This is a genomic window from Limnothrix sp. HT2024, from assembly GCF_059138625.1.
On the sequence record NZ_CM181121.1, the window covers coordinates 3134505 to 3152235 of the forward strand.

12 protein-coding genes are annotated in these 17731 nt (G+C 53.9%); 8 read left to right on the plus strand and 4 right to left on the minus strand.

Features of this window, described 5'->3' with window-relative positions; translation table 11 throughout:
• The first annotated feature begins 123 nt into the window (after positions 1–123).
• From AC2IAX_RS12740 to AC2IAX_RS12755, 4 genes are all read left to right on the plus strand, one after another.
• The gene (locus AC2IAX_RS12740) at positions 124–870 is read left to right on the plus strand and encodes a response regulator transcription factor (protein WP_494387810.1); all 747 of its coding nucleotides are present in this window, start codon (positions 124–126) and stop codon (positions 868–870) included.
• Between the two features lie 530 nt (positions 871–1400).
• Positions 1401–2927, plus strand: a complete 1527-nt coding sequence (gene bchB, locus AC2IAX_RS12745; protein ID WP_494387811.1) for a ferredoxin:protochlorophyllide reductase (ATP-dependent) subunit B — start codon at positions 1401–1403, stop codon at positions 2925–2927.
• Positions 2928–3028: 101 nt separating this feature from the next.
• Positions 3029–3772, plus strand: a complete 744-nt coding sequence (locus AC2IAX_RS12750; protein WP_494387812.1) for an HAD-IIB family hydrolase — start codon at positions 3029–3031, stop codon at positions 3770–3772.
• Between the two features lie 292 nt (positions 3773–4064).
• Positions 4065–5216 (plus strand): NAD-dependent epimerase/dehydratase family protein, encoded by a 1152-nt coding sequence (locus AC2IAX_RS12755; RefSeq protein ID WP_494387813.1) that lies wholly within the window; start codon positions 4065–4067, stop codon positions 5214–5216.
• Between the two features lie 494 nt (positions 5217–5710).
• Here AC2IAX_RS12755 and AC2IAX_RS12760 read toward each other — a convergent pair whose 3' ends face one another.
• Positions 5711–7018 (minus strand): M16 family metallopeptidase, encoded by a 1308-nt coding sequence (locus AC2IAX_RS12760; RefSeq protein WP_494387814.1) that lies wholly within the window; start codon positions 7016–7018, stop codon positions 5711–5713.
• Positions 7019–7619: 601 nt separating this feature from the next.
• Here AC2IAX_RS12760 and AC2IAX_RS12765 point away from each other — a divergent pair.
• The gene (locus AC2IAX_RS12765) at positions 7620–9695 is read left to right on the plus strand and encodes an ATP-binding protein (protein ID WP_494387815.1); all 2076 of its coding nucleotides are present in this window, start codon (positions 7620–7622) and stop codon (positions 9693–9695) included.
• A 65-nt stretch (positions 9696–9760) separates the two neighbouring features.
• Here AC2IAX_RS12765 and AC2IAX_RS12770 read toward each other — a convergent pair whose 3' ends face one another.
• The gene (locus AC2IAX_RS12770) at positions 9761–11395 is read right to left on the minus strand and encodes an NAD(P)/FAD-dependent oxidoreductase (RefSeq protein WP_494387816.1); all 1635 of its coding nucleotides are present in this window, start codon (positions 11393–11395) and stop codon (positions 9761–9763) included.
• A 131-nt stretch (positions 11396–11526) separates the two neighbouring features.
• On the opposite strand from AC2IAX_RS12770, the gene ftsE reads away from it, so the two are divergent.
• Positions 11527–12264 (plus strand): cell division ATP-binding protein FtsE, encoded by a 738-nt coding sequence (gene ftsE, locus AC2IAX_RS12775; protein WP_494387817.1) that lies wholly within the window; start codon positions 11527–11529, stop codon positions 12262–12264.
• 65 nt (positions 12265–12329) lie between these two features.
• Here the strand turns inward: ftsE and AC2IAX_RS12780 are convergent, their stop codons facing one another.
• Positions 12330–13625 carry an FAD-dependent hydroxylase gene (locus AC2IAX_RS12780; protein ID WP_494387818.1) on the minus strand — a complete coding sequence of 432 codons (1296 nt, stop codon included), beginning with the start codon at positions 13623–13625 and terminating at the stop codon, positions 12330–12332.
• Between the two features lie 238 nt (positions 13626–13863).
• Positions 13864–14946, minus strand: coding sequence for a photosystem II q(b) protein (gene psbA, locus AC2IAX_RS12785; protein WP_099532637.1), 1083 nt, complete (start codon positions 14944–14946; stop codon positions 13864–13866).
• Between the two features lie 148 nt (positions 14947–15094).
• Here psbA and cofG point away from each other — a divergent pair, with 148 nt between their 5' ends.
• Positions 15095–16237 (plus strand): 7,8-didemethyl-8-hydroxy-5-deazariboflavin synthase subunit CofG, encoded by a 1143-nt coding sequence (gene cofG, locus AC2IAX_RS12790; protein WP_494387819.1) that lies wholly within the window; start codon positions 15095–15097, stop codon positions 16235–16237.
• A gap of 42 nt (positions 16238–16279) precedes the next feature.
• On the plus strand, positions 16280–17410 hold the full coding sequence (locus AC2IAX_RS12795; RefSeq protein WP_494387820.1) for a GNAT family N-acetyltransferase: 1131 nt from the start codon (positions 16280–16282) through the stop codon (positions 17408–17410).
• Positions 17411–17731: the final 321 nt, after the last annotated feature.

Below are 17731 nucleotides of genomic sequence, written 5' to 3' on the forward strand. Positions count from 1 at the left end.
TGCGAACGATTGCTAAAACAAAATAGTGATTTTTCAGCCTTCTTCTCAGCCGCTTTATAATCCGATCAGGGATACGCAGTTGGTTGCCTGTCCCCGATCGCACGTTTTTCGGAGCCAAAGGCCATGCCGCGCATTCTCGTTATTGACGACGATCCAGCCATTTCCGAACTGGTATCCGTCAACCTAGAAATGGCCGGCTATGACGTGAACCAAACCACCGATGGCATCAAGGGCCAAGCCCTAGCGCTCCAACTCATGCCCGACTTGATTTTGTTGGACATTATGTTGCCCAAGGTTGATGGGTTCACCGTCTGTCAGCGGCTGCGACGCGATGAACGCACCGCCGATATTCCCGTGCTCATGCTGACCGCGCTGGGGCAAACGCAACATAAAGTTGAAGGCTTCAATGCAGGGGCAGACGATTACTTAACCAAGCCCTTTGAAGTCGAAGAAATGTTGGCGCGGGTGCGGGCCCTGCTGCGGCGCACCGATCGCATTCCCCAAGCGGCTAAACATAGCGAAATTCTGAGCTACGGCCCCCTAACCCTGGTTCCTGAACGGTTTGAAGCCATTTGGTTTGACAAAACCGTTAAACTCACTCACCTGGAATTTGAGCTGTTGCACTGCCTGTTGCAACGCCATGGCCAAACCGTGGCCCCCAGCGAAATTCTCAAGGAAGTTTGGGGTTACGATCCCAACGATGACATTGAAACCATTCGGGTTCACGTGCGACATTTGCGCACCAAGTTAGAACCCGATCCCCGCCATCCGCGCTACATCAAAACTGTTTATGGTGCGGGTTACTGCCTTGAATTGCCGGCCCAGGACGATCGCGCCGTGGAAACCGTGCCCGACGCAGCTTCGGTTTAAACGTCAGGTTGGGTGATCGCTTCGGCCCTTTCACCCCGATTCTTGCAGAGGGGCTATGTGGCGAATCTCCTCGATTAACAAAGATAAGGGGCTTAAGCCCCTTGCCCCCCACGACTTCTGCTAGCGGCAGCCCTAGGGTTTCGGGCTAAACGGTGACCGGCCCCCAGGACTGCGCGTGCTGGGCCCAAACCCAAAAATTCTTTTTAGATAGCCTCTTCGGTCTCATCCCAACCCTTCAATTGGGTTCAAGTTCGTTCACCTTGATTCAAGTTTGTTCAAAAGAAGACAAAGCCAAAACAAGGTTCATTCTCGAAAAGCCAATCCCAAACAAGGTAAACGCCATTCATTCGTCTGCAAGGGTTGTTAGGTCTCGCAACACTTGCAGATTTTTGTTTACGTTGCAATGCTTCATGTTTAGCGGGGATCAATTATTCGTCTGCGAGAATCAAACTTGGGCTTAGATTTAGATGCAAATTTAGACCTGATTCAACGTTAATGCGTCGGGCTATTGGGCCCAAGTTGAGCAGCCGATGAAATTAGCCTATTGGATGTATGCCGGGCCGGCCCATATTGGAACGTTGCGGATTGCCAGTTCTTTTAAAAAAGTCCATGCCATCATGCACGCCCCACTGGGGGATGATTATTTCAATGTGATGCGATCGATGTTGGAACGGGAGCGAGACTATACCCCTGTCACCACCAGTGTGGTCGATCGCAATGTTTTGGCCCAAGGCTCCCAAGAAAAAGTTGTTGATAATATTGTTCGCAAAGATCGGGAAGAAGCGCCGGATTTAATTGTGCTGACTCCCACTTGTACCTCCAGCATTTTGCAAGAGGATTTGCAAAATTTTGTGGCGCGGGCCCAGTTGGATGCCAAGGGTGATGTGCTTTTTGCGGATGTGAATCACTACCGCGTGAACGAATTGCAAGCGGCGGATCAAACCCTTCAGCAAATCGTCAAGTTCTACATTGAAAAAGCCCGCAAAGTGGGTGATTTGCAAACCCAAAAGACCGATCGCCCTTCGGTGAATATTTTGGGAATGACCACGCTGGGATTTCATAATCGCCACGATTGCACGGAACTGAAGCGATTGATGGCGAATTTGGGAATTACGGTGAATGCGGTGATTCCCGATGGGGCTTCGGTGGAGGAACTGAAACAGTTGCCTCGGGCTTGGTTTAATTTGGTTCCTTACCGTGAAATTGGCGGGCTGACGGCGCAATATTTGCAAACGGAATTTCAGATGCCGCTTGTGGATATTACGCCGATGGGAATTGTGGAAACGGCCCGCTGCATTCGATCGATCCAATCCGTGCTGAATAGCCAGGGCGAAGCGGTGGACTATGAAGGGTTTATTGATGAACAAACCCGATTTGCTTCGCAAGCCGCTTGGTTCACGCGTTCGATCGACTGTCAAAATCTGACGGGCAAAAAAGCCGTGGTGTTTGGTGACAACACCCACGCGGCGGCCATGACCAAAATCCTGGCCCGGGAAATGGGAATTCAGGTGGTTTTGGCGGGCACTTACTGTCAGTATGATGCCGATTGGTTCCGGGATCAGGTCAGTGAATATTGCGATCGGGTCTTGATTACCGATGACCATACCCAGGTGGCCAACGCGATCGCGGAAATTGAACCGGCCGCCATCTTTGGCACGCAAATGGAGCGCCACGTGGGCAAGCGATTAGATATCCCTTGCGGTGTGATTGCGGCTCCGGTTCATATTCAGAATTTCCCCGTTGGCTACCGGCCCTATTTGGGCTATGAGGGCGCTAATCAGGTGGTGGATTTGGTGTATAACTCCTTCACCTTGGGTATGGAAGATCATTTGCTGGAAATCTTTGGCGGCCACGACACCAAGGAAGTGATTACCAAGTCTGTTTCTACGGATTCGGAGCTGAGTTGGAGTCGCGATGGGCTGACGGAGTTGAACCGTGTGCCGGGTTTTGTGCGGGGCAAGGTGAAGCGCAATACGGAAAAATTTGCGCGCGATCGGGGACTGACGCAAATCACCGCTGAAGTGCTCTATGCCGCCAAGGAAGCCGTCGGCGCATAGCCGTTGATTAACCCCACTAGACACCCATCGTTCCTGGGGAGCAGGAAACGCCTTGGTACAATGCCCAGGGATTGATCGCATCGGTGGGGAACTGGTGATCTATGGTTTTTGCAACGACCGCGCCCCGTTGGGTGCTGGCAACGGATTTGGACGGAACCTTTCTGCACGGCTCCCAGGCCGATCGCGCTGCGTTTTATCAACGGATTGAACAACAGCGCGATCGGCTGATTTTGGTTTTCGTGACCGGTCGCCATTGGGAACTCATTGAGCCGCTGTGGTCGGGCGATTGCCCGGTGCCCCAACCGGATTTTGTGATTGCCGATGTGGGTACAACGGTCTATGACGGTCAGGGCCGCTTGATCGAAACTATCCAAACGGAAATCGCCAATCGTTGGAATTGCGCGAACGATCGGGTGAAGCGCTTGCTGGTGGGGGAGCCGGGTCTCTCGTTGCAGCGCGGGGAATTTGCCTACCGCGTGTCCTATGACTATGACCCGCAATTATTGCGGCAAGCCACGCTAAACCTGATCCAGGCGGCCGGTTTTGATGTGATTATGTCCGCCGATCGCTATCTAGACGTGATGCCCAAGGGCGTTGCCAAAGGATCTACCCTGCAACGACTGGCCAAGCTGGAGCGCTGGCCGGGCGATCGCATCATCACCGCCGGAGACAGCCTCAATGATTTGAACCTGTTGGCGGCGGGTTACCGGGCGATCGCCGTGGGCAACAGTGAACCCAAATTGCTGGCGGCTTTGGGCGATCGACCCACCCTCTACCGCAGTCCCTATCCTGGCCTCTTGGGCATTATGGATGGGTTCCGCCATTGGCAAGTGGACTTGTTTTGACCCAGCGGCTTGCAGCAAGGACTTGCGGAAAGTACCTGCCCAGAAAATATTTGCAAATAATCACAAACCGGCAATCGCTGATCAGTCAACGATCAACTAACGATCAACCGACAACCGACCAGAAACCAATCAGAACTCGAAAGCGAGATCATGGTGCTCGAAACGCCCAGCCCATCAGGAGCCTATCAGGATCAATCGGGATCCAGTGCCCATCCTTCATTGGAAGGCCTAAATTTAACCAAACCCTGATAGATTGAGCGAAACAATCGGCAAGCGCTAGCTCCAAGAAGTTATGAGAGTCCTCGTCATTGGCGGTGATGGTTACTGCGGTTGGGCAACGGCTCTATACCTGTCCGATCGCGGTCATGAAGTTGGCATCCTAGACAGCCTGGTTCGTCGGCACTGGGATCAACAACTGCAAATTGACACCCTGACCCCCATCGCCCCGATCAAGCAGCGCATCCAACGGTGGAAAGACCTGACCGGCAAGCACATTGACCTCTACGTTGGCGACATCACCAACTATGCTTTCCTGGATCAGGCTCTGACCGAGTTTCAGCCTGAGGCGATCGTCCACTTTGGGGAACAGCGATCGGCTCCGTTCTCGATGATCGATCGCGAACATGCCGTGTTGACCCAAACCAACAACGTTGTCGGAACCCTCAACCTGCTCTACATCATCCGTGAGAAGTTCCCCGACTGTCACTTGGTCAAGCTGGGCACCATGGGCGAATATGGCACGCCCAACATTGACATCGAAGAAGGCTACATCACGATCGAGCACAACGGTCGCAAAGATACCCTGCCCTATCCCAAGCAACCCGGCAGTTTCTATCACCTCTCGAAAGTCCACGACTCCCACAACATCCACTTTGCTTGTCGCGTCTGGGGTCTGCGGGCCACCGACCTCAACCAAGGGGTGGTTTACGGCGTGTTGACCGACCAAACCGGCATGGACGAACTGCTGATCAACCGGTTGGACTATGATGGCGTGTTCGGAACGGCGCTCAACCGCTTCTGTATTCAGGCCGCCGTGGGCCATCCGTTGACGGTCTATGGCAAGGGCGGCCAAACCCGCAGTTTCCTGGATATTCGCGATACGGTGCGCTGCGTGGAACTGGCGATCGAAACGCCTGCCAAGCCCGGTGAATTCCGAGTGTTCAACCAATTCACGGAACTGTTCAGCGTTTTGGACTTGGCCAAGAAAGTCCAAGAGGCCAGCGCGGCCCTGGGGCTGAAGGTGGAAATCAACAACATCGAAAACCCCCGCGTCGAAGCCGAAGAACATTACTTCAACGCCAAGAACACCAATCTGCTGGATTTGGGCTTGCAACCGCACTACCTGTCCGATTCGCTGCTGGATTCCCTGTTGAACTTCGCGGTGAAATATAAGGGACGGGTAGACAACTCGGAAATTTTGCCGAAGGTGAAGTGGAAGGGCTAGTGCCTGTCGTCGTTTCCTGGGGGCAAACTGAAACGATTGATTTTCCATACCCCGATCATCGTAACAAGGGGCTTAAGCCCCTTGCTCCCAACGATCTCGTCACGATGGAATCAAGGTTTCATGCGATTTGACGACACGCCCCAGGAACTCTCCTCGAGTTTTCAAAATGCTGATGCCGTTGGTGGGCGACTCAGACCGCTACGACGCTAGCCACTGCGACTCTGAGAGGATGTCTGAAAAGCCAAAATTGCTACTCTGTACGCCCCAGTGATCGACTTAGACAAGGGGCTTAAGCCCCTTCCACGACTATTGGTGCTTGCCCGTGCCAAAGAATACTTTTTAAACATCCTCTAACCACGACGATTCAAACAACAACGGCTAAAACCACTAAGAGGTCAAGAACAAGGGCAAGGGGCTGAAGTTCCTTGCCCCTAATTTTCTGATTTTCTTTGGACTTTTTGACTTTGGCCTGTTTTGGCGCTCGCTGGCTGCACTTAGGGGGTCACCAACAGGGCCGGCTCCACGGCGGCGGCGGGGCCCGTCAAAACCATGTGCGGCGCGGCAAAGTAGCGATCGGCTACCGTTTGAATATCCTGGGCACTCACTTGGGCGATCGCGGTTTGAAAGGTGCGATCGAACTCGCGACCCAAGCCCAACACTTCATACCAACCATAGAGTTGAGCCAACTGGGCATTGGTTTGCTTCCCGAGGGCGTATTGACCCAAGAGCTTATTTTTAGCGGCGGTTAGCTCTGCTTCCTCGATCGGGTGATGAATCAAGCGTTCCACCTCCGATTGCAACCCGGCGATCGCCTCGGGCACGTTCTGAGGGGCAGTGCCCATGTAAACCACAAAGTGCGACGGGCCCAAGCGGGTTGGATAAAGCGCCGAAACTTCATAGGCCAAGCCGCGTTTTTCCCGCAGCTCCACAAACAGGCGGCTCGAAAGACCATTGCCCAAATAGGTGCTAGCCAACTTCAGCGCCGCATAGTCCGGGTGATGTTGTTGCTCGGTTGCGGTTTCGCCCGTTCCCAACACCGATGCGGCCCCATAACCCAACATGACGATCGCCTGTTGCGTTTCCTGGGCGATCGCCCGTTGCTCAATGGTGTTGGGCAAGGGTGGAAACTGCGGCTCCACAATTGCTTGCTCGCTCACCTGCCAATCGCCAAATACAGCCTCGATCGCCTTCAGAGTTTCCTGGGTGCTCAGGCAACCGGACACCGCGATCGTCACCCGATCGGGCTGGAAGTAGGTTTGATGAAACGCCTGCAAATCCGCTGGGGTCAGTTGTCCCGTGGTGGTTTCCGTGCCCAAGGGCGAAAACGCATAGGGATGCTCTGGCCCGTAAAGCACTTGGCGCAGTTGATCAAACCCCAGGGAAAACGGCTGCTCGCGCTGGGAACGAATCCCCTGCAACATCAGCGATCGCTCCAGTTCCACCTCCGACTCCGGAAACGCGGGCAATCGCAATAATTCCCCCGCCAGGGACAGCAAATCCACAAAATCGTGGGACACACTCTTGAGGCTAACCAAAAAGTAATCGGTGCTAGCATCCGTGCCCAGGCTGGCCCCAATCGATTCCACCCGCTCCGCGATTTCCATCGATGACAGGCGTTCCGTGCCCTTGGTCATCACCGCTGCCACCAAGTTGGCTAGCCCCGCTTTCGATCGCGCCTCCCATAGGCTCCCGGCCTTAATGAAGATACGAGCCGCCACAATATCCGCTGCTGGGTTTTCGATCGCAATTGCCGTCAAACCATTGGGAAAAACATGGTGCTGAACTGGGGGCGCAAACGTCATGGCGAAAGAAACGGGAAATTGTTTTGCACAATACATTCTCACCCCTTTTAACCCCTTTGGGGGCGATCGTACTGTTCATCTTGATCGCTTCTGGTCGGGCCTCAGCCCATCCGCTTTCTCAAATCACTCAGCAAAGGAATCCGGTTGGTTGCCCTTGGAATCCGTAAAACTTCAAGAACTGCGATCACTGTGATCACCCAACGCCCATCATTATCATCGATCGCTTAAAATTCCAAAAATAAAAGATAAAGATCAAGATTGTCAGCCTTCTGAAAAAATCGCATAATTGGAATCGTTAAGGGCAAAAGCAGATTCTCAGTTAATTCAATAGCCAATTTTAATCATGTTTAACCTAATTGTTTCAGAATAAGCAAAAATGGAAGATGATTAATATTTCAGACATTTTTAAAAGCAGTCATGGCTATCGATCACTAGGGCTAAGCTCAGGGCATTTTTCTTTAAAACCCGTTGCTCTTCCAAACAACTGATTTCTATGTTGGCCAAGTGGTTTCAAAGACTACACGATCGCCTGCTTGTTCGCTCCATCAGCACTCAGCTTTTCCTTTACGTTTTAGGTGGATCCCTCGTCGCATTGGGAACCATGGCCATTGTTTTCTATCGCTCCATTGAGCGGGAATCCCTTGGCAGAATTCGCGCAGAACTCGATGCACAAGTTGAATTTACCCGGGGGCAACTGTTAGAGTCTCAGCGCTATATTGAGATTCTGACTGCTGCTGTTTTGACCAATCGCGATCGAAATGTTCAAGATCCAGAATTCTATAAGCAATTAACTTTAGAGTTTTTCAAACAACGTCCCAGCTTAGTGTTGGGAGTAGGCTTTGGTCAAAATGCCTTTCAGGTTTTGCGCGATCGTCAGTGGTTTTATCCATATTTTTATGTCGATCAAGGTCAGCCCAATCCGATCGGTGAGCGCTTGCCCCCTCCCCACTCTGATTGGCTTTATTCAGAGCTATATAAAGATGATCAATATCCTGATCGACATTACTGGCGAATTCCTGTGGGTAATCAAAAGGGAATTTGGATAGAACCCTATGAGTGGTCAAATATTGTTATGACCAGCTATTTAGTACCCTTCTATGATAGTCAGGGGCAACTAGTTGGCGTAGCAGGAACCGACTTCAGCGTCACCGAACTCAGCAAACGAGTTGATCGATCTGTCATCAACAATGAAGGCTATTTTGCCATTCTCAGCAAATCCGGTAAATTGCTGGCTTACCCACCGAAGCTCAAGTCTCTTCAAGCCAATTCCAGCTATCGAGATTTGCCACTCTTGCGCGAACTGTGGCCCATCTTGCAGAGCAAAAATTCCGATATTATTTATCACCAAGATCAAATCATTGCCTATGAGCGAATCCCCAGCGCCAACTGGATTGCGATCGCCGTTGTTCCCAGTGATGTGGTGTTAGGGCCCCTTTGGCGCGTTTTAATCATCAGCGTCATCATCGCCGCTATTCTGTTAGCGATCGCCGTATTGGGTTTTGTGCGCCGTCTAAACCGCCAACTCAAGCCGATTCTAGAAAAATGCAATACCTTGGTGGCCACCAAGCAAATCATGCCCATGGTCACCCCAACAACCGCTACTAGCTCAGAGGAGGTTGTCACAGCTCCCAACCGCGATCGGCAGCACATGGATGAGTTGACTTTTTTATGTCATTCCTTTGATCAAATGGCTGCCAAAGTGGAGGCAACCTTGCAATCTTTGGCCGAAACAAATCAAACCCTACAGGCCACTGTTCAAGACCGCAGCGAAGCCCTAAACCAATTGCAACAGACACAATTGCAACTGATCCAAAGTGAAAAAATGTCAGGGTTGGGGCAACTTTTGGCAGGAATTGCCCATGAAATTAATAATCCCGTTAATTTTATTCATGGCAACTTAGATTATGTGCGGGACTACGTTCACGAGTTACTCCAAGCCACAACGCAGGTTTATGCAATCCATGCCGGTCAAGCCAGCCAATCTAACGGTCAAGCCTCGATCGACTTTGAAGAACTAGCGTTTATTCAATCGGACTTGATTAAAATTTTGGATTCGATGACCGTGGGCACCGATCGAATTCGGCAACTAGTTTTATCCCTGCGCACATTTTCCAGAACTGATCAAACTAAAGATTGTGTCACCAATTTGCACCATGGCATTGAAAGCACCTTGCTGTTGCTCAAACATCGTTTGAAAGCGACAGCCGACCATCCATCCATTGAAGTGATCACAAAATATGGCGATTTGCCACCTGTGGAATGCTATCCAGGCCCGCTCAATCAGGTGTTTATGAATTTGCTGGTTAATGCGATCGATGCCTTGGAGCAAAAAACCGCCGGTTGGAGCGAGGCAGAAATTGAGGCTAATCCTAGCCGAATTGAAATTACCACCCAGTTTATCGCTAGTGAAAATGTGGTTGAAATCAGCATCACCGATAATGGCCCAGGCATTCCAGAATCGGTGCAAGCAAGGATTTTCGATCCATTTTTCACCACAAAACCCGTTGGCAAAGGCACAGGCTTGGGACTGTCAATCAGCTATCAAGTTATTACGGAGCGACACCAAGGGAGAATTTTCTGCCGCTCTCAACCCAATCAAGGCACTCAATTTGTTATTCATTTGCCTGCTGGTATCAATCAGCACAATTCACCACTCAATCACGGCATTCAATCATAGGTAAAGGCTGTAACTAACCAAGCATTCACCAACCAAGTATTAACTAACCAAGCATTAACTAGCCGTTAGGAATGCCAATCGTTGCCAGAACCGTAGCGCCAAGCCGATCGCACCGATTCGCGAGCGGGCAAGGCCAGGCGATCGCCCACGTGATATAGCCCCAAGGCGAGATAATGACGCATCCAACCCAGCAAAGCAGGCAAGCCCAGTTGGGGAATGAGCTGAGCCACCAAGGCTGGCTGGGCGATCGCCACACGGGCCAGGGCAATAGAGAGGGCGGGAAATTGCACCACATCTTGCAGGAAGGGCCGCAGTACCCGATCGCCCGCTGCGGCCATTTCCCCAAACACCGCATCCAACAATCGATTGATTCGATCGCTCGGTAACTGTTGCCCCACAGCCACGCGCATGGCCTGCTGAAATAGCCAGGTAACGGAAAGATTCGGTTGATAGGGCAGCAACAGGCTCAGGTGGGCCCGATCGAGCTGGTCGGTTTGCAGGGCGTTGGTGATGCCGTTCAAGAGCCGATCGAGGTGGCGCAACAGGGCCCCAAAGCCCCCAAAACTGAGGGGAGATTGCAAACCGCTGCTATCACCGATAAATAGCAGGCGATCGACCGTTGGTTGCAAAGGGCTTTGGCGAAAGGCAGGGAAAAAACCAAACAGGGCCCGCTGAAATTGCAACCCCTCCAAGGAAGGCAAGTTTTGGTAGGCAGGCAACAGCCGGAAGTAGTCTTCAAACAAATCGTGCAAGCTGGGACGGCTGGGGTGGGCATCCCCATAACAAAACAGATAGGTGGTGCGGCCCGCTTGGGCGGGGAAGGCTTCCCAAAAATATTGGCGATCGTCCTGAATACCGGTGGTGGTGGCAATCAGATCGGCGCTGTCGTTGGCGGGATAGCCAGTGGCGCAAGTGCCCACCACCAAACAAACGCCATCGGGTTTGGCGGGGCCGCGGGTTTGCCGGACGATCGGGGACTGATGGCCCATGGCATCCAACACCAACCGCGCCCCGATCGTGACCGTCGCCTGATTGGTGGTGACCCAATCCCCATAGGCAGCGCTGCCCCCGGCTCCGGTGGCTCCGGTGGGGCCGCCCAGGAGCGATCGCCCTCGCACCCAAACCCGATCGGGCTGCAAGGTCAGGGAAACAAACTGGGTTTGTTCCAACAGGATGCCCCCGGCCGCTAGGAATTTCTGCCGCAATTGCGAAATTAAGATGGCGGGACTGACTCCCAGATTCAGCACATCCCGCACCCATCGCTCCTGGCCGCCCGCAAAGGCAATCCGCACGGGGTTAAATTCCGAGGCGATCGCCCGCTCCAGTTCCGCCGCCGTCAACAGCCCCCGTTCGACCAAAACGGCCAATTCCGATCGGGAAATATTCCATTCCTGATCTCGCCCTTGCAGTTGCCCCCGTTCCATCAACGCCACGCGCCAACCGGCCTGGGCCAGGGCCGTGGCCATCACAATCCCCAAGGTTCCCCCCAGCACTACCAAATCAACCGTGAGGGCATCGGCCGGCGGCGAGTTGTCAGGATCGGCCGTCGGGTTCTGTGAAGATTCGTAAATCACCGGAATGGGGGGTGTAACCCCCTGATCATCCAGTCCCCGGAGTTGTTGCCACAGGCGATCGGCTCGCGCTAAACCCGCCAACGGTTGGCCGGGGATGGTGGAAAGGAGATCGGCGGTTAAACTCATAACGAACAAGAACGAACAATTGGGTGGAACAGGGCGATCGATTCAGGCGGTTGTGAACCCGGTGGCCCAGGCCCGGTGGCCAAAGCTTGGAATCCTCATGACCCCCACCCTCAACCGAGGACAGAACGGCCATGGCTGGTGTGAGGTCGAATGCGGCGGCGATCGTGCAACTGCGCGAGGTGGTGAAAATCTATAACCGCAGTCAGCGCGGCCTGTTGGGGGCTAATTTACGGGTCGATCGCGGTGAATTTTTGATGATTACGGGCCCCTCTGGCGCGGGCAAGTCTACCCTGCTGAAGCTGCTCTATGGCGAAGAACTGGTCGATCGGGGCGAAGTGATCATCGATGGGCAACGGGTTAGCGACCTCAATCGCAATCAACTGGCGCTCCTGCGGCGCAAAATTGGCATTGTTTTTCAAGATTACAAACTCATTCCCCGCCGCACCGTAGCTGAAAATATTGCCTTCGTTTTGTTGGCCCAGGGCTATCCTCAGGCGGAAATTCGCCGTCGTCTCACGCCCGCCCTGCGGTTGGTGGGGCTGCTGCCCAAGGCAGACCACTTCCCCGAACAGCTTTCCGGCGGCGAACAGCAGCGGGCCAGCATTGCCCGGGCCATTGTCAGCACGCCCCCCTTAATTTTGGCCGATGAACCCACCGGTAACCTCGACGGCGACAACTCCCAACAGATCATTGCGATCCTGGAGCGGCTCAACGAATTGGGAGCAACCACGATCGTCACAACCCATGATGAGTTGTGGGTGCGGCGCAGTCATCACCGAGTTTTGCAACTGAATGAGGGCAAGCTTTACGAGGTGCGGCCTGCCGGTCGATCGAGCACTCGGCCCGCACCGGCCGCCTGGTTAGGCTAGCGGCTTGCCAATCTACGATCGGCCAATTTGCGATCGCCCATTGACGCAGGGCGATCGCCCAACACTCAAGGGTTAGAATCCGCCAGGCAGCCCAAGCTCGGCATCTTTCCCAGCAGTCCCGTCATCAGCTTCAAGGCCAGGGACTTCAGGGGTGGAACCCGCTTGAGGGCAGCCAAGCCCAGCCGCCGCACCCAAACCACGGGCCACAGTTGGGTGGAAAAGAGTCGATCGAGCAAATCCGTGAACGCCAGGATCACCCAATTGCCCCAACGCCGCCAGCGATCGTAGCGCCGCAACACGGCCACTTGTCCAAAGTCTTCACCCCGGGCGATCGCCCCTTGGATCACATCCACCAGGGCTGCCGCGTCGCGAATGCCCATGTTCAAACCTTGTCCCCCCACTGGATGGCAACAGTGGGCCGCATCCCCCGCCAGGGCCAACCGATGTCCCACGTAGCGATCGCACTGCATCAACCGCACCGGAAACAGATAGCGACCGCCCACCAATTCCAATTGCCCCATTTGGGGGCCAAACCGTTGGCTCAGGGCCCGCAAAAATGCTGGGTCATCCAACGCCAACATCGCTTGGGCTTCCGCGTGGGGAGCTGTCCACACCAAACGACACACATCCCCCAAGGGCAAAATGGCGAAGGGGCCGCTGGTCTGAAACCGTTCGTAGGCAATGTTTTGGTGATGCTGTTCAGCCTTGACGGCGGCCACAATACAGGATTGCCAATAGGCCCAGCCACGCCTGGGAATGCCGGCCGCTTCTCGCAGGGGCGATCGGGCACCATCTGCCGCCACCACCAACTTGGCCCGCAGTCGCGACGGAACCGTCACCCCCTCGCCATTGGGCGCAATCACCAACTCAGCCCAATCGGCCCCATAGTCCAAAACGGTGGCCGTGGCCGGGCCAATCCAAGTGCAATGGGGCGATCGATTCACTGCCCCTTGCAAGGCCTCCAGCAAGGTATTGTGGGCCGCCACATAGCCCAGTTCCGTCTGCATCCCTGCATCCTGGGGCCAGAATTCCACCACATCGGGCCAATCACAATCGGAAAGCCGAATCCGCCGGAAGGGTTCCAGGCTCGATCGCACCTGATCCCACAGGCCCAATCCCTGGAAGATTTTGGCCGAAGACAGGGAAAAGGCATAGGCCTGGGCTTGTTTTGCTGCCGTGGCCTGGGTTAGGGCTTCAATGATGGCCACTTTCAACCCCGTTTGGCGCAACCCACAGGCCACCACCAACCCCACAATCCCACCCCCAACGATCGCTACGTCATAGGTGGGAATTGTCGCCGCTTTCGCTTCCGCCACCGCCACGTCAGATTCGCTATGCATTTCTGGGCGATCGAGCAACATAAACCTTGAATTCCTCAAATCTTGAATTCCTGCGAATTCCCCGGGAGCCGGCCTCAAACCCAGTACCCATAACCTAATTATCGGGCGATTCAACCGTTCTGGATCTAGCGTGCAACTGCCCGCATAAGTTACGCCAGCTCATCAATAGCAAGAGGGGAGACGATTCAAGATCGTCCCCCCTCCACTGTGTCGCTTAGACTGACTTGCTCAGGCTAGCAGGCACTCACAATCTTCAGGATTAACCGTTGATTGCGGGAGCTTGCAGAGCTACGGGAGCAGCTTCACCAGCAGCCAGATCCAGCGGGAAGTTGTGAGCATTACGCTCGTGCATCACTTCCATACCCAGGTTGGCGCGGTTGATCACATCAGCCCAGGTGCCGATCACGTGACCTTGCGAATCAACAACCGATTGGTTGAAGTTGAAGCCGTTCAGGTTGAATGCCATCGTGCTCACGCCCAGGGCGGTGAACCAGATGCCCACAACCGGCCAAGCACCCAAGAAGAAGTGCAGCGAGCGGCTGTTGTTGAACGAAGCGTATTGGAAGATCAAGCGACCGAAGTAGCCGTGGGCTGCAACGATGTTGTAGGTTTCTTCCTCTTGGCCGAACTTGTAGCCGTAGTTTTGCGACTCAACTTCGGTGGTTTCCTTAACCAGCGAGCTGGTCACCAAGGAACCGTGCATTGCGGAGAACAGCGAGCCACCGAACACACCGGCAACGCCCAACATGTGGAAGGGGTGCATCAGAATGTTGTGCTCAGCTTGGAACACCAACATGAAGTTGAAGGTGCCCGAGATGCCCAAAGGCATACCGTCAGAGAACGAACCTTGACCGATCGGGTAGATCAGGAACACAGCGGTAGCAGCAGCAACAGGAGCGCTGTAAGCCACGCAGATCCAAGGACGCATACCGAGGCGGTAGCTCAGTTCCCACTCACGGCCCATGTAGCAGAACACGCCGATCAGGAAGTGGAACACAACCAGTTGGTAAGGACCACCGTTGTACAGCCACTCATCCAAGGAAGCAGCTTCCCAGATGGGGTAGAAGTGCAAACCGATGGCGTTCGACGAGGGGATCACAGCACCAGAGATGATGTTGTTTCCGTACAGCAGCGAACCAGCCACGGGTTCGCGGATGCCGTCGATGTCAACCGGGGGAGCGCCGATGAAAGCGATAACGTAGCAGATGGTGGCAGCCAGCAGGGTGGGGATCATCAGGACACCGAACCAGCCCACGTATAGGCGGTTGTTGGTGCTGGTTACCCACTCGCAGAACTGATCCCACACGGAAGCGCCTTGGCGCTGTTGCAGGGTTGCAGTCATGGTTGGATGAATTGCTTTGTAGAAGAATGATTTGGCGGGTTTTGTTTCCCACGTGAATATAGATTAACCGCTGTGTTTAGTTTTGTAAAGAGGTTTTGACGATGATTTACACAAATTCCATTTTCTTTAACGTTTGAGGTCAAGGGCCATGGCCGATCGCACAGAGGCGGATTGCCGTACCCATCAGCTTTTGGGGTCTCTGGTCACCTACAGCGCTGCCTACACGCTGGTTCCCACCTATGAATGTTTCAACCGCTGTCAGTACTGTAATTTTCGGGTGGAGCCGGGGGCCGATCGCTGGCTGGGCCTGGCGGAAGCAACGGTTAAGCTTCGATCACTCACCAATCCATTGCGAGATTGTTACAAACCACAATCAGGGCGATTCCCGATCGCCCCGGCCAGCCCCCCAGTCCTCGGGCCGATCGAGATTCTGATTCTGAGTGGGGAGGTGCATCCCCGCAGCCCCCGGCGATCGGCCTGGATTCGGCGCATTGAGTCCCTCTGTCGGTTAGCGCTGCTGGAAGGGTTTTTGCCCCATGCCAACGTGGGGCCGCTCGATCTCGAGGAGATGGCTTATCTGAAAGCCGTGAATGTTTCGATGGGCTTAATGATTGAGCAGGTGAGTTCCGCCCTGGCCCAAACCGTCCATCGCCATGCTCCCAGCAAGGATCCATCCCGACGGTTGGCGCAACTGGCCCAAGCGGGGGAGTTAAAAATTCCCTTCACCACGGGTCTATTAATTGGGATTGGCGAAACTGAGGCCGATCGCCTGGACAGCTTGCGGGCGATCGGGCAGATTCATCGCCAGTACGGCCACATCCAAGAAGTGATCGTGCAACCCCACAGCCCCGGTTTGAATCAAGCCTGGGAAGGCGAGGCCTGCTCGGCGGCCGTGCTGCTGGAAACGGTGGCGATCGCTCGGGAACTGTTGCCGCCGGAGATTGCAATTCAAGTACCACCCAATTTGTTGAAGACAGCGGAATTGCTGCAACGGGCGATCGAGCTAGGGGCAAGCGACCTGGGGGGAATCTGCCCGATCGATGAGGTGAACCCCACCTATGACCACCCGAGCTTGGCCCAACTCACCCATTGGGTAGCCACAGCGGGTGGGCAACTGCGCCCCCGGTTACCGATTTACCCCGCCTTTGACGACTGGTTAAGCGATCCAATGCGATCGCTCGTGCAAAACTGGCGCGATTTTCTCGGTTCCTCACCCAATTTGCTAGATTCTCCTGGGCGATTCGACCCGAAACCAGGGCCTACAATGCAGAAGTTAATCAGCCGGCCCTAAATCCGGTGTTCACGCCCGTTCCCATCGTCTGGTCTTGCTGCTATGTGTGCTTTGGAAATTCGCCCCGTCAATACGCCGGCTGATTTGGAACAGTTTTTAAATGTGCCCGATCGGGTCTATCACCAGGATCCCTATTGGGTTGCCCCCCTTCGCAGCAGCATCGCCCGGCAATTGTCAGCGGAGAATTCATTCCGCACCTATGGCCAATTGCAAGCGTTTGTGGCCTTGAATCCTGAACCGGTGGGGCGGATTGTGGCCACGGTGAATCAACGCTTGGTGGAAAAGGAAGGGGAAGCGATCGGGCTGTTTGGCTATTTTGAAACCATCAATGATTTCAGTGTGGCTCAAGGGTTATTTACGGCTGCCGAAACTTGGTTAAAAGCACAGGGCATGACCAAAGTTCGCGGCCCCATTGATCTATCGACTCACAATAATTGTCTGATGCTGATTGATGGGTTTGATTCCCCACCGATGGTGATGATGCCCTACAACCCTTCCTACTATCCCGAATTGGTGGAGCAAGGAGGATTCAGCAAGGCCAAAGATGCCTATGCCTATGAATATCCACTCGATCGCCCCTTGCCCACGGAATTTGAAAAAGCCTATAAAATTGCCACCAAATCCGGCGTGAGCTTCCGCTCCATTGAAACCAAGGGTGAAGCCTTTGAGCGAGATGCCAGGATTTTATATCGTCTATTCACCGAAGCTTTTTCAGGAAATTGGAGTTCCACCCCGCGCACCGAAGAGGAGTTTTTGGAAGAGGCGCGATCGCTCCAACCATTGGTTGATCCCGATGTGGTTTTGATTGCAGAAGTGGACGGTAAGGCCGTGGGATTTTTTATGGGCTTGCCAGACTACAACATCCCGCTCAAGGAAGTGAAAGGCAAGCTGAATTGGTGGGGAACCTTGAAGTTTCTTTGGTACCGGCGGCAAATCGATCGGGGGCGGGTGGTTGCCATTTGTTCCTTGCCGGAATATCAACGCAAATTGGTTCCCTTGGCCTTAATTTATCTGGGATTGCGAGCCTGTCAACAAAAGGGAAAACCCTATCGCACCTCTGAGTTAGGTTGGGTTTACGAGGACAATTCCCGATCGCGCCGCCTGATCGAAGCGGCCGGCGGCAAAATCTACAAAACCTATCGCATTTATGAAAAGTCCCTATCTTTAGCCTAAGAAGTCTCTGAGCAGTAACTTAGGGTACTTGCAAAGCACCAGTCGTCGGGGCAAGGGGCTTAAGCCCCTTGTTGTGATCGATCAATGAATCCCACAGGCATTGATCAATGAGTCCTACGAGATCGCAATTTTGGCTGCTCAGACATCCTGATGAAAGCCGGGGTTAGAACCTTGGTTAGAACCCTCTAAAAACTTCCCTCGCAATGCCCCAGAAAAGGCGCGATAATAGCACCACTGGCGCTATTTCATGCCTCTTCGCATCGTTCCTATTGAGTTAATGGGCGATTAGCGATCGGGAATAGGCGATTCAGTTGATCGGCC

Coding starts and splice junctions, on each gene's coding strand:
- AC2IAX_RS12770 (WP_494387816.1), bottom strand. CDS start 11,395: ATGAGTTTAACCGCCGATCTCCTTTCCACCATCCCCGGCCAACCGTTG.
- cofG (WP_494387819.1), top strand. CDS start 15,095: ATGGCCGATCGCACAGAGGCGGATTGCCGTACCCATCAGCTTTTGGGG.
- AC2IAX_RS12755 (WP_494387813.1), top strand. CDS start 4,065: ATGAGAGTCCTCGTCATTGGCGGTGATGGTTACTGCGGTTGGGCAACG.
- bchB (WP_494387811.1), top strand. CDS start 1,401: ATGAAATTAGCCTATTGGATGTATGCCGGGCCGGCCCATATTGGAACG.
- AC2IAX_RS12765 (WP_494387815.1), top strand. CDS start 7,620: ATGGCCATTGTTTTCTATCGCTCCATTGAGCGGGAATCCCTTGGCAGA.
- AC2IAX_RS12795 (WP_494387820.1), top strand. CDS start 16,280: ATGTGTGCTTTGGAAATTCGCCCCGTCAATACGCCGGCTGATTTGGAA.
- psbA (WP_099532637.1), bottom strand. CDS start 14,946: ATGACTGCAACCCTGCAACAGCGCCAAGGCGCTTCCGTGTGGGATCAG.
- AC2IAX_RS12740 (WP_494387810.1), top strand. CDS start 124: ATGCCGCGCATTCTCGTTATTGACGACGATCCAGCCATTTCCGAACTG.
- AC2IAX_RS12760 (WP_494387814.1), bottom strand. CDS start 7,018: ATGACGTTTGCGCCCCCAGTTCAGCACCATGTTTTTCCCAATGGTTTG.
- AC2IAX_RS12780 (WP_494387818.1), bottom strand. CDS start 13,625: ATGTTGCTCGATCGCCCAGAAATGCATAGCGAATCTGACGTGGCGGTG.
- AC2IAX_RS12750 (WP_494387812.1), top strand. CDS start 3,029: ATGGTTTTTGCAACGACCGCGCCCCGTTGGGTGCTGGCAACGGATTTG.
- ftsE (WP_494387817.1), top strand. CDS start 11,527: ATGGCTGGTGTGAGGTCGAATGCGGCGGCGATCGTGCAACTGCGCGAG.